Source organism: Kribbella sp. NPDC050820, assembly GCF_040653975.1.
GTDB lineage: Bacteria > Actinomycetota > Actinomycetes > Propionibacteriales > Kribbellaceae > Kribbella.
Genome location: NZ_JBFAHB010000133.1, coordinates 1 through 12,209 on the forward strand (window position 1 = coordinate 1; position 12,209 = coordinate 12,209).

Below are 12,209 nucleotides of genomic sequence, written 5' to 3' on the forward strand. Positions count from 1 at the left end.
GTGAAGGCGCCGTCGACGAGCAGGCCCCAGACGTTCTCGAACGGCACCCGGCCGACCAGGTCCTCGATGTCCACGCCGCGGTAGCGCAGCGCCGAGCCCTCCTTGTCGGGCTCGGCGATCTGCGTGTCGAACGCGATCACGCCCTCCAGGCCGTGCTGCACCTCGGTCCTCGGATCTGACATACCACTCCCTCGTCCTCGTGGTCTGCGCGTTGGCCCCACCAGCGGCCTGCGTGCCGATAGGCGCTTAGGCGTAGGGGATCCCTTCGGTGTGGAGAATGGCGGTGAAGGCGGCGTGCGCCTTGGCGAACAGTTCGGCGCCGGAGAAGTCGCCGAACTGACTGGCCTTCTGCAGGTGGGGTTCGAGCGAGAAGTAGCCGTCGAAGCCGTCGTCCCGCAGTGCCCGGAGCCCTTCGTCAGCACGTGACGTCTTTGCCTTCGCTTCCGAAGATCTCGAGCCGACGTTCTTGCGGGACGCCCGGTGTGCCGGCCGGCAGATAGTGCAGTTGAACCGCGCGCCGGCGAGTGTCAGTACGGTTGGCCGGGGTGCCATGGTGCAGCAATCCGTGAAAGAAGAGAACCCCGCCCGGGGGGAGTGGAACGACGGTGTCACGGGTTACCTGGACCTCGTCGTCGCACAGCTGCCAGTCGCGGCGCTTGAAGTGCACGACAGGTCCTTCGGTGTGGCTGCCTGGGATCACATGCATGCAGCCGTTCTCGGGTGTAGCCGGATCCAGGGCGATCCATACCCCGACGATCGGTGTCCCGGGCTCGTAGGCGAAGAAGGCATTGTCCTGGTGCCACGGCTTCTCTCTCCCGCCGCCAGGCGGCTTGAGCAGCGCCATGTCCTGGAACATCGTGAGATCTTCACTACCTGTCAGCTGTCGGACAACTCGCAGGATCCGCTCATCGGTCGCCAGTCCGTGCAGGCGAGAGTCCTCGTTCACGAACCACATGAACTTCCGCACGAGATCCATGCGTTCGGTTCCGGTCGCGGTGTCCACGCGATCCGCCGCCCATGACTCGTACTGGATCTCTGCCTGACCCGGACTGGTCAAGACGTGGGACAGCCCGTCCAGGACATCGGTGACCTCGCGCGGTTCGAGTACGTTGCGCACGGCAAGGTAACCCTCCACCGCGAACCTCGCAACATCGTCGTCGCCGACCTCGTCGATCGACTCCACGAACGTGGCTGGATTGTCGAACCGGTACAAATCGGGGGGATAGCCGAACTCGGTAGTCGTGTCCACCTGATACTTGGCCTGATCCGCTCGCGGGTTTCGCGACTGCCGCGGCCTGTAGTCGAACTTGGTAGTGGTGTCCGCCTGGTGTTTGCCCATGGCCATGCCCCTTGTTGATCGAGCCGTCCCAGCGGAACGGCTGCAATCGACGCTAGGTCAGGGAACACCTGGCCTACGACGGCGTGAGCCGGGTGTTCTGTGGGCTCAACCGGGGTTCGAGGCACGCCAGCGACTTGGTGGACAGCCCTGATTGTGTTGTTCGAACTGACGGGCGAAGAGGCGATAGTCGGTGTACCCCAACACCTGGGCGACCTCCGTGACATTCAGGGCGGTCTCCGAAAGAAGCTCTCGAGCACGCTCGATCCGGGCCGCGACGCAGTACGCCCGAAACGTCCGGCCCGTCTCCGCGTGGAACAGCCGCGAGAACGTGTCCGGAGCGAGTTTCGCGACCGCCGCGGCCTCAGCCAGTGTCGTGCGCTGGTCAAGTCGCGAGCGGAGCATGTTGATAGCGATCCGCACTCGTGGATCCAGCGGAGGCGGCAAGGCGCCCTCTGACCGGGCTGCCTCGACGTGCAACTCCATCAACAGAGCAGCTAGGTCTGCCGAGGCCTGAACTGGCCCCGAGTTGTCGCGGCGGTGGACGGCACTGATCACTGCACGGAGCCGCTCCCAGACAGCCGATGGCTCCGTGAGACTCACAACCCGCGGTGCCAGCAGCCGTGCGGCAGGTGGATTCGGATAGACGTAGTGAACGAACCCTACGTGTAGCCGATCGTCGTCGTCTTGATCGGCGTCGATCTCATCGCCCGGCCGAAGCAGCAATACCGTTCCAGCTGACAGTTGGATTGTCTCGCCGGCCAGCCTTGCCACGCCGTGCCCCGAGGTGACCGCCCAAAGGTCGAAGTCCGGGAGCCTGCGCCGCCATGCCCAGCCCGGCTCGCACCGCACCCAACTGGCAGACCGTCCGGCCTGTAGCGGGTGCGTCGCTGCACCTGCCGCCAACACCCGCCAGATGTCCGGATCGGCATAGTCGATCGAAGATTCGGCATGCACGGTCCCATCGTGCCCGGAGCTCGTAGCCCGAAGTCGAGGCTTGTGTGTCATGTCTTCCTCCCTATGTGTCAAGGTTGCCTGAGGCAAGGTTTGATGCTGAAATCGTTGTCTTGAGGGCGAGCAGAGGAGCCCGTTCCCATTGTGAGCACATCCATGGAGGGGCTTGGTCGCCTGATCGGAGGTTCCGGCGGCGGTGTGGTCGCGCAGGTATTTGGCGTCCTATCGGCAGGATCCTGTCCGAGAATGAGGAGCTGGACAAGACGAGGGAAGGGCGCGGCGAGCGGCGGGAGGGTCTGTATTCGTCGTTGATCTCGCGTGGCGGGAGCAGCGGGGGAAGGGCGCGTTGGCGGTGTTGGCCAAGACCGCGGGCCTGCCCGCCGGCCGATCCGAAGGATCGGGAGGGAGGCAGGTACTGGGCGCGGAGGACTGGGCGGAGATCCGGCGGTTGCGTCTGCCCAGCGGGAGCGAGCCCACGCCATGATCGATGACGCGATCACCGAGCTGCAGCCGCCGATCCGGACCCGCCAGGCCTGCGTGGCGACCGGTCGGTCGCAGGCCAGGCAGTCCCGGCCTCACCGCAAGAACCCGGTCCCGTACGGCCAGCGCGGCGGCGTGAGCCGCGGCCGTGGGCGCTGACGCTATCGGAGTGGGCCGGAGTGCGGGCGGTGCTCAACAGTCCCGGGCACATGGACAAGGCCCGGCGTTGATCTGCTACGAGTTGCTCGATGACCGGTCGACCTGGCCTCGGCGTCGACGATGTACCGGATCCTGCGCGATCACGACGAGGTGCGCCAGCGGCCCGCCAGGCATCTGCCCGGCGCGGATCAACCCGAACTCGTGCCGCAAGACTGAACTTGTGCTGGGTTGTGGGACATCACCACGCTGCGCGGGCCGGCGAAAGGAACTACTACTAGCTGTACGTGATCATCGACATCTACTCCCGCTACGTCGTCGGCTGGCCAGTGCGAAGTCCGCGCCCTGGCCGAGAACTGCTGGGCCAACGGTTCTCGATGGCCTCCAACCGATCCCGTTCTTGCTCGCCGACCTAGTGTCACCAAACCCGGTTTAGTGCACAGTAGATCGTTGTCTCGCCGGGTCGAAGCCCCCACTCGGTGCACATTTATGGCCGCTCGCGCCGTGGCTGCGCTTCCCGGCTCGCGCCTACTGTGGCGCATCAGCCCACACCGAGGTGGGTTCGGAAATCGGGAGCGAAAGATGAATCATCCCATCAGCCGCCACCGATTCATGGCTGCTGCCGGTACAACCGTGGCTTCCTCCCTGATCTTGTGGGGCTGCAGTGGCCCTCGCCGAGGCGGTCCTCGCGGCAAGAGAGGGCCGGTTCGGATTGCCTGGAGGGGCGAGGGGTGATCGCTGGGCCTTTCGTCCTCGACGGCAACGCATCAGCCTCTAGGACGGAGCAACGCCGCAGGCTGGGCCGTCGCCCGGCTAATCGTACCCGTTCATGACCGGTGACCGGTTGCCCGATCCATGTCCGTCAGGCCGACCAAAGGAGTGCCTGTGATCGAAACCGAGCTGGCTCGGCCACCGGGTCGAGCCGTCCGCGCGGATCCTGCGGATCCCCCGGAAGAAGCGCCCCGGGTCAACAAGCTGTCCTTTCTCACGCGGCTGCGACGGGACTACCCGGTGCTTCTGCTGGCGATCCCTGGACTGCTGGTGATCCTGGCGTTCCAGTACTACCCGTTGCTCGGGAATGTGATCGCCTTCCAGGACTATCAGCCGTACCTGGGGATCAAGCAGAGCCTGTGGGTGGGGCTGGACAACTTCAAGGTGGTCGTCAGCGGTGATCCGGCGTTCCTGAACGCGGTCAAGAACACGCTGATCCTGACCGTGATCCAGACGGTCATCGTGTTCCCGGCGCCGATCGTGGTCGCCGTCGTGCTGCACAGCCTGCTGTCGAACCGGCTGCGGCAGCTGGTGCAGTCGATCATCTACCTGCCGCACTTCATGTCCTGGGTGATCGTGGTCGCGGTGTTCCAGCAGGTGCTCGGCGGGACCGGGATGATCAACAACTGGCTCAGGTCGCACGGGCACGACCCGCTGCACATTATCGGGAATGTCGAGGTCTTCCGGGCGCTGCTGACATCGCAGGTGCTGTGGAAGGACACGGGTTGGGCGACCATCTTGTTCCTGGCTGTGCTGTCGCAGATCGACCGGGCCCTTTACGAGGCTTCCGCGGTGGACGGCGCCGGCCGCTGGCGGCAGACCTGGCACGTGACGCTGCCGGGTCTCAAACCGATCATCATCCTGCTCCTGATCCTCAAGCTCGGCGACTCGCTAACCGTCGGGTTCGAACAGATCATCCTGCAGCAACAGGCCGTCGGCATCGACGCCAGTGAGGTCCTCGATACCTACGTCTACAACAACGGCATCGTTGGCGGGAACTGGGGCGTGGCCGCCGCGGTCGGCCTGGTGAAGAGCGCCGTCGCGCTGGCCCTGGTGCTGTCCGCGAACAAGATCGCCCATCGCTTCGGCGAGGAGGGGGTGTACCGGGGATGAGTCTCACCAAGGCTTCGAACACCAGCCACCATCGCACGATGGTCGACGGGATGCCGATGCCAGGGCTGCCGGAGCGGGTCGTCAAAGCGGTCTTCCTGACCATCATCTGCGCGCTTGTCGTGTTCCCGTTCATCGGCGTAATCTCGACCAGCCTCGCGCCCGCCGAGGAGGTCACCAAGTCGGGTGGTTTCGTGATGTTTCCCCACGGAATCGACCTGGCGGCGTACCGCTCGATCTTCGCCGGTGGGGCGGTGACGCAGGCGCTGATGATCAGCTGCTTCATCACCGCCGTTGGCACCGGGCTCGCGCTGCTGCTCACCTGCACGCTCGGCTGGGCGCTGAGTCGCCGCGGCTCGATCGGCAACCGGCCGCTGCTGCTGCTCGTCCTGATCAGCTTGTTGTTCAACCCGGGTCTGATCCCGTCCTATCTCGTCGTTCAGCAGTTCGGCCTGCTGGACAGCGTGTGGGCCGTGATCGTCCCGGTCTGTGTCAGCGCATTCAACGTGATCGTCGTCCGCGCGTACTTCGTCGGCCTGCCCGGCGAGATCATCGACTCGGCGCGGATCGACGGCGCGTCGGAATGGCAGCTGTTCTGGTACATCGGGCTGCCGCTGTCCAAGGCGGTGATCGCCGTCATCGGGTTGTTCTACGGCGTCGGCTACTGGAACAGCTTCTTCAACGCGCTGCTCTACATCAACGACACCAGCAAGTGGCCGCTGCAGCTGGTGCTGCGCACCTACGTCGTCAACGGGGTCGAGCTCGGCGGTCAGGACCTCGGGCTCAGCGGCGAGGCGGTACCGCCGCAGACGTCGATCCAAATGGCGATTCTGATGATTTCGATCGTTCCGATCCTCTGTGCGTATCCCTTCATCCAGCGCCACTTCGCCAAGGGCGTGCTGACCGGAGCCGTGAAGGGCTGACCTGTGAAGAGAGAGGTAGCACCATGAGTGTCCACGATGCGCGGCCGCTGAGCCGCCGGACAGTGCTCGCCGGCGGCGCAGCGCTCAGCCTGGCCGGTGTGGTCGGCTGTTCCAACGCCGGCCGGGGCGGCTCGAGCGCTGGGAACGACGAGGCGTCACGCGCCAAGATCCTGCCGGCCTACGAGCGCTACACCGGGGTCGAACCCGACCTGGCTGGCGCCGAATACAACATCCCGGACGCGTTCCACCGCTACCCGGCCGACCCAGTCCGGGCGATCACACAGCCACCCGGTGACGGCAAGCCGATCCAGGTCACCACCTTCACCAACTGGCCCATCCCGCCCAAGGTCGAGCAGAACACCTTCTGGCAGGAGCTCAACAAGCGGGTGGGGTCACCGATCCAGGTGAACCTGACACCGTCGGCGGACTACCCGAAGAAATTCGCCACCGCGGTCGCCGGCGACCAGCTCGGCGACCTCTTCACGGTCGGTGCGGTACCGCAGATCCCGCAGATGCTGGCGGCGAAGGCAACCGATCTGACCCCGCACCTGTCCGGGAACAACATCAAGAAGTACCCGTTTCTGGCGAACCTGCCCGAGGTCTGCTGGAATTCGGGGATCTTCAACGGCAAGATCTACGCCGTCCCGATTCCACGCGGCGCGATCAGCTCCCAGGTGCTGTACAGCCGCGCGGACATCCTCGAGGCGCAGGGACTGAAGGCCGAGGTGAAGAGCGCCGACGACTTCGTCGAGCTGTGCAAGAGCCTGACCGACCGGCGGCTGAACCGCTTCGCATTGGCCTCCACGCCGACGCAGTTTGTGCGGAACATGTTCGACATGCCGAACCTTTGGCGCACGGACGGCGACACGCTCGTCAGCTACCTGGAACACGAGGCCCACGAGGAGGTCTTCGGGATCCTGCGGAAGCTGTGGAAGTCGGGCTATATCCACCCCGACGCATACTCCGGCCAGAACACGGACCTAAAGACGCGGTTCGCGAACGGATCGAGTCCCCTCGTGCTGGACACCTTCAGTGCCTGGCCGACGTACCTGCAGAATATGACCGACAATAACGCCCGGATCGCGACCGTCCCTCCGCCGAAACACGACGGCTCGGGAGTTGGCCGGACCTGGCTGGGCAAGCCGGCGATCGGCGTCACGGCGATCAGTAAAAAGGCAGAGCGACGGGTCGAAACGCTGCTGTCCTACCTGAACTACCTGGCCACGCCGTTCGGCACGCAGGAGTACCTGTTCCGCAAATACGGCCTGCCCGGCGTCCACCACCGGCTGGTCGACGGCAATCCGGTACTCAACGCGAAGGGCTTTAGCGAGATCCAGCTTGCCCTGGGCTACGAGGCGGACGCACCCTGGACGATCTTCCTGCCTGAGCGGGAGGGCAGCGCCGACGCCCAGTTCAACGCGATGAAGGCAGTCTGCCCGGACGCCATCGCCAACCCGGCTGCCGGCCTTTACTCCGAAACTGAGGTGCGCAAGGGCCAGCAGCTCACCGACGCCGTCAACCAGGTCGCCGACGACATCGTCCAGGGCCGCAAGTCGGTGTCGGACTGGCGCGACGCGGTAAAGAAATGGAAGAACGACGGCGGTGACCGGATCGCCGGCGAACTCGCCCAGGCCCTCAAGTCCTCCCGCTGAGCCGCGACCATCGACGAGCGAAAGACAACGCCATAAATGTCAGGTGAGCGAGTGACGTCACTCGGCATCGGGTGATGTGGCGGTCCGCAGGCTTGCCGTTCGAGTGCGGTGATCGCTTGAGAGGACTCCTTGTGGGCCATTGCGGCAAGCGCTTGCCGAAACCTAAGAGAATTGGTGATCTATGTATGAGGGCCTAGTCAAGCCGCTGTTGTTCCGCATGGACGCGGAGAGGGCGCACAATATGGCGATCCGGGCATGCGACTTCGCCGGGCGGTCCCGAACGCTTCGGCGAGCGGTGGCGCGCCGGTTCGGCGTTGACGATCCGAGGCTGCGGACGACGGTGGCGGGCATCGAGTTCGCCAATCCGCTCGGACTGGCAGCGGGATTCGACAAAAACGGCCGGGCGGTCGCGATGCTGGGAAGTCTTGGCTTCGGGCATGTCGAGCTCGGGTCCGTTTCGGCGTATGTGTCGCACGGGAATCCGCGTCCTAGGCTGTGGCGGCTGCCCGACGATCGCGCGGTGGTGGTGTACTACGGCGTCCCTAACGACGGAGCTGAGGCGGTGGCCGCCCGCCTGGCTCGCCGCCGGCCGGCGGTTGCGCTCGGCATAAATTTGGTCAAGACGAACGACCCCAGCCGGCCAGCGGTCGAGCCTGACGTCTACGAAGACTTCGCCAGGTCGCTGCGATTGATTGCCGGTTCGGCTGAATATGTCACATTGAATCTCAGCTGTCCCAATTCGGCCGACGATCGAGATTTCTTCGACGACCATGACAGAATCGGGACCTTGCTGGGGCATCTGGCCGACGTCACGACGGAAGTTCCGCTGGTGCTGAAGCTCAAGCCGACAACCGATCGTGGAAAACTGCGCGACATCGTCCAGATCGCCGATGCGTTCCCATCCGTTCGAGGTTTCGCGATCAACCTGCCCAGCGGCCGCCCTGAGCACCTAAAGCTCAAGAGTGCGGCGGCTGTCCTGGACTTTCGGCCGGGCGCGATTGCTGGAGAACCGGTCGAGGCCTATCTCAACGAGGTGCTCTCCCGCTTGTACGACGCTATTGGTCCAGGCAGCCGATACGCGCTGATCGCAGCCGGCGGTGTCGCCAGTGCCGAGGCGGCGTACCGCAAGATCCAGCTCGGTGCCTCGCTTGTGCAGCTGTACACCGGCCTGATCTACCACGGCCCACGACTGGTTCCGGAGATCTTGCGCGGGCTGACCGAACGTCTCGAGCGCGATGGATTCGACTCGGTGGAGAAGGCGGTTGGGAGTGGCCATGGGGTGGCTTGACCAAACGTGAGGCGTCGTCGGGGCAAACCCAGCAGCAACCTATATTCGAAGGCTGGTCGTGGCGCCGGGCCAGCCAATCCGCGAAAGCGATCGGTCACCATGCGACGCGCCGCGAGTGGCCTCATCTCGACGAACCCCTGCGGTCTGGCCTGCCAGATTGGATCGGGCGACGACCGCAGCGTGGCGCTTGCTGGCTGGCGGGAGGAGGTTGACATGTATGAGCCGGAGTTGCTGCGCACGTTCCTGGCGGTGGCGCAGTCGCTGAGCTTCACCCGGGCCGGCGCTTCGCTCGGGATCGGGCAGTCGACGGTGAGCCAGCAGGTGCGCAAGTTGGAGCAGGCCGTTGGCCGGTCGCTGTTTTTGCGCGATACCCGATCGGTGATGCTGACCGCCGACGGCGAGACGATGGCCGGGTTCGCCCGTTCGATCCTCGCAGCGCACGAGGAGGCGGTCAGCTACTTCACGGGGTCGGGATTGAGCGGGCGGCTGCGCTTCGGCGTCGCCGACGACCTCGCGCTGACTCCTGTCCCGCGGATCCTGTGGGACTTCCGCCAGCAGTACCCGCGCGTGGACCTCGAACTCAGCGTCTCGCAAAGCGAGCTGCTGCAGCGCCGGGTCGAGTCGGGGCACCTGGATGTTGCCTTCGTCAAGCAGACGCCAGGCCAGCAGCGGGGTCGTCTCGTGCGTCGGGACCGGCTCGTGTGGGCAGGCGTAGCCGGCGCCCAGCTCGAACGCAACCGGCCCGTCCCGCTCATCGTCTACCAGGCGCCGAGCATCACCCGCTCCCTCGCGGTGCAGGTGCTCGAGCAGGCTGGCGTGCCGTATCGGGTCCGGTGCACCGTGAAGGGTGTGCTCGGCGTTGTCGCGGCCGCCCGCGCCGGCCTGGGCTTGGCGATCTTCGCGCGCAGCCTGGTGCCGGAGGATCTCGTCGAGCTCCCCGCCGGCGCCGGCCTGCCCGACCTCGGCGAAATCGACCTCGTCCTGCTCACCAAGCAGCGCAAGTCGAGCGACGCCGCCGAGGCATTGACCACCGCGATCATCGCCACCGGACATCCGATCCACACGCCAGCGTCAGCCACCCGGACATGACCGCAAAATTCACCATGTGGCGTCGGCCGACTCGTGCCCAGGCGGAGAAGGTGCTCGCGCTCCTCACCGACGCCGACCGGCCGCTGATCGTCGCCGGTGGCGGGGTGGTTAACGCCGATGCGGCCGACATCCACGCCGCGCAGATGCTGCACGTGTACCGGCCGCGGCACGGGATCAACGTCGATCAGACCGGTCCGCTCGGATGGACCGTGCCCGCCACGCTCGGGGTTGCGGTTGCGGACCCTGACGCGACCGTCGTGGCGCTCTCGGGCGACTACGACTTCCAGTTCCTGATCGAGGAGCTGGTGGCGGGCGCGCAGTTCAACATCCCCTGTCTCCACGTCGTCCTGAACAACTCCTACCTGGGCCTGATCAGGCAGGCGCCGCGCGTCTTCGACATGGACTACCGTGTGCAGCTGCCGTCCGAGAACATCAACAGCCCGGAGTTGAACGGGTACGGCGTCGACCACGTCAAGGTCACCGAGGGCCTGGGCTGCAAGGCGCTCCGGGTGTCCGAGCCGGACGAGATCCTGCCAGCGCTCGAGCAGGCCAAGAAGCTGATGGTCGAGCACCGGGTCCCGGTCGTCGTGGAGATCATCCTAGATCGGGTGACGAACGTGTCCATGGGCCCCGAGATCGACAACATCGTCGAGTTCGAGGACCTGGCCGAGCGCCGCGAGGGCGTCCCGACCGCGATCGCCGTACTCAGCTGATGCCGAGTCACCTACTTCCCCGGCTAATCGTTGCCTCTGACAAGTTCAAGGGCACTCTCACCAGCGCCGACGTCGCCGCCGCGGTCAGCTTCGGCGTACGACGTGTGTGCCCCGACGCGATCATCGACGCGATCCCGGTGGCCGACGGCGGCGACGGAACCCTCGCCGCCACCGTTGCCTCCGGCTTCCAGTTGGTGCCGGTGACTGTCACAGGACCCACCGGCGAGCCGGTACGCAGCGGATTTGCCCGGCGCGGCGAGGTCGCGGTTGTCGAATTGGCCGACGTCTCCGGCCTGGTCCGGCTGCCCGGCGGCAGGCCGGCTCCGATGACTGCGACCTCGCATGGCACGGGCGAGTTGGTGGCGGCGGCGATCGACAGCGGCTGCACCCGGGTCATCCTCGGCATCGGCGGCAGCGCCTCCACCGACGGCGGAGCCGGTCTGGTTCGCGCTCTCGGCGCCCGGCTGTACGACGCCGACGGCATAGACGTCGCCGAGGGCGGCGCGGCTTTGATCGGAGCGCTGGCCGTCGACCTGACTGCACTGCGCGACCGACTGGCCGGAGTCGAGATCGTCGTTGCCTGCGACGTGGACAATCCGCTCACCGGCCCCACCGGCGCGGCGGCGGTCTACGGACCCCAGAAGGGTGCGGACCCTCACCAGGTCGAGGAGCTCGACGCTGCGCTGACCTACTGGGCAGACCTCGTGGCCCGGACGAGCGAACGCGACCTCCGTGATGCGCCTGGTGCTGGGGCGGCTGGCGGGGTGGGCCTTGCGGCTCTGGCGCTGCTCGATGCTCAGCTGCGCCCGGGCATCGACCTGATGCTCGAGCTGGTCGGTTTCCACCAGCAGCTCGCCGACGCGGATCTTGTGATCACCGGCGAAGGCGCGCTCGACGAGCAGACGCTGCACGGCAAGGCAGCCGTCGGCGTGGCTGCGGCGGCCGGAGCGGCCGGCATCCCCGTGGTTGCCGTCTGCGGCACCAACCGGCTCGACCCCGATCGGCTGCGGCAGGCCGGCATCGTCGCGGCGTACGCGCTGACCGATCTCGAGCCTGACGTACGACGGTGCATCGCCGACCCCGTCCCGCTGCTGCGACAGCTCGGTGAACGGATCGCAGCCGACCACCTCCCGCGATCTACGATGACAGCAACCGAAAGGGACACCGCATGAGGTGGCGCGCGTTCATCATCGGGGCACAGTGAGTTTGTGTCTCATCAGGCCGTGGGCAAGTCCGCTTAGGCGCGGCCTGGTCACCACCGGCGGCCTCGTCGACGTGTACTGCGGGTCAGCGCTCCGTCCGAAACGGATCGCGCGGTACGGCATGAGGGTCACCACCCAGAACCCAAACGTCCTGGGTGCTGGTCGGTTCCCAGATGGTGATGCTCCACGGCCTGGTCGCCAGACGGATCGCGACCCGCGCCAGCAAGGACATCGACATGCTGGCAGACCTGCCCACCTTAGCGGCGCGGTGGGGGAGTGCGTGCGCGCCGTACTCCGCCACGGGTTCGAGCCGCTCGAGGACCAACAACCGCCGACTGATCCACCGCTTCGCCCGACCGCCGACTAGGCCGTCGTCGACGTCCTCTCTCAAGGACAGCGACCGGAAGCGGCTACGCGCACTCGATGACGTCCTAGCCAATCCGGCTCTTCACGATTGAGGGTGTAGTTGGGGTCTGAAGCCGCCGGTTTCGAGTAGGGATCTGGCGATGTAGTTGGTGAGGTTGCGGAATCCGAG

General features: G+C 66.0%; 11 protein-coding genes and 1 pseudogene. 9 read left to right on the plus strand and 3 right to left on the minus strand.

The features are described 5' to 3' along the window. Positions 1–182, minus strand: a 182-nt coding sequence (locus tag AB0H36_RS46965; protein WP_360538544.1) for a citrate/2-methylcitrate synthase, incomplete at its 3' end; no start/stop codon positions are given. An 88-nt stretch (positions 183–270) separates the two neighbouring features. On the opposite strand from AB0H36_RS46965, the gene AB0H36_RS46970 reads away from it, so the two are divergent. Next, positions 271–426, plus strand: coding sequence for a hypothetical protein (locus AB0H36_RS46970; protein WP_360538545.1), 156 nt, complete (start codon positions 271–273; stop codon positions 424–426). Here the strand turns inward: AB0H36_RS46970 and AB0H36_RS46975 are convergent. Then, on the minus strand, positions 416–1,339 hold the full coding sequence (locus AB0H36_RS46975) for a phytanoyl-CoA dioxygenase family protein (RefSeq protein ID WP_360538547.1): 924 nt from the start codon (positions 1,337–1,339) through the stop codon (positions 416–418). The two genes, AB0H36_RS46970 and AB0H36_RS46975, sit on opposite strands and share 11 nt — an antisense overlap. 105 nt (positions 1,340–1,444) lie before the next feature. Next, positions 1,445–2,293, minus strand: a complete 849-nt coding sequence (locus AB0H36_RS46980) for an AraC family transcriptional regulator (protein WP_360538549.1) — start codon at positions 2,291–2,293, stop codon at positions 1,445–1,447. Between the two features lie 477 nt (positions 2,294–2,770). Between AB0H36_RS46980 and AB0H36_RS46985 the strand changes: the two genes are divergently transcribed. The 8 genes and pseudogenes from AB0H36_RS46985 to AB0H36_RS47020 all read left to right on the plus strand — a co-directional run bounded on the left by AB0H36_RS46985 (position 2,771) and on the right by AB0H36_RS47020 (position 11,644). Beyond that, positions 2,771–2,929 (plus strand): hypothetical protein, encoded by a 159-nt coding sequence (locus AB0H36_RS46985; protein ID WP_360538551.1) that lies wholly within the window; start codon positions 2,771–2,773, stop codon positions 2,927–2,929. Between the two features lie 882 nt (positions 2,930–3,811). Then, entirely contained in the window at positions 3,812–4,810 is a 999-nt protein-coding gene (locus AB0H36_RS46990) for an ABC transporter permease subunit (protein WP_360538553.1), read from the plus strand. Then, complete coding sequence (locus AB0H36_RS46995; RefSeq protein WP_360538555.1) at positions 4,807–5,730, plus strand: carbohydrate ABC transporter permease; 924 nt, start codon at positions 4,807–4,809, stop codon at positions 5,728–5,730. The genes AB0H36_RS46990 and AB0H36_RS46995 overlap by 4 nt, the downstream gene beginning before the upstream one ends. Before the next feature lie 23 nt (positions 5,731–5,753). After that, a complete protein-coding gene (locus AB0H36_RS47000; protein WP_360538557.1) occupies positions 5,754–7,382 on the plus strand; it encodes an extracellular solute-binding protein in 1,629 nt (542 codons plus the stop codon). A 181-nt stretch (positions 7,383–7,563) separates the two neighbouring features. Beyond that, positions 7,564–8,670 (plus strand): quinone-dependent dihydroorotate dehydrogenase, encoded by a 1,107-nt coding sequence (locus tag AB0H36_RS47005; protein ID WP_360538559.1) that lies wholly within the window; start codon positions 7,564–7,566, stop codon positions 8,668–8,670. A 6-nt stretch (positions 8,671–8,676) separates the two neighbouring features. Further along, on the plus strand, positions 8,677–9,759 hold the full coding sequence (locus AB0H36_RS47010; protein WP_360538561.1) for a LysR substrate-binding domain-containing protein: 1,083 nt from the start codon (positions 8,677–8,679) through the stop codon (positions 9,757–9,759). A 137-nt stretch (positions 9,760–9,896) separates the two neighbouring features. Further along, positions 9,897–10,472, plus strand: a pseudogene (locus AB0H36_RS47015) (thiamine pyrophosphate-dependent enzyme); the annotation flags it as partial. Next, positions 10,472–11,644: a glycerate kinase gene (locus tag AB0H36_RS47020; protein ID WP_360538563.1), complete on the plus strand. Its 1,173-nt coding sequence runs from the start codon at positions 10,472–10,474 to the stop codon at positions 11,642–11,644. The pseudogene AB0H36_RS47015 and the gene AB0H36_RS47020, both read left to right, overlap by 1 nt. Positions 11,645–12,209: the final 565 nt, after the last annotated feature.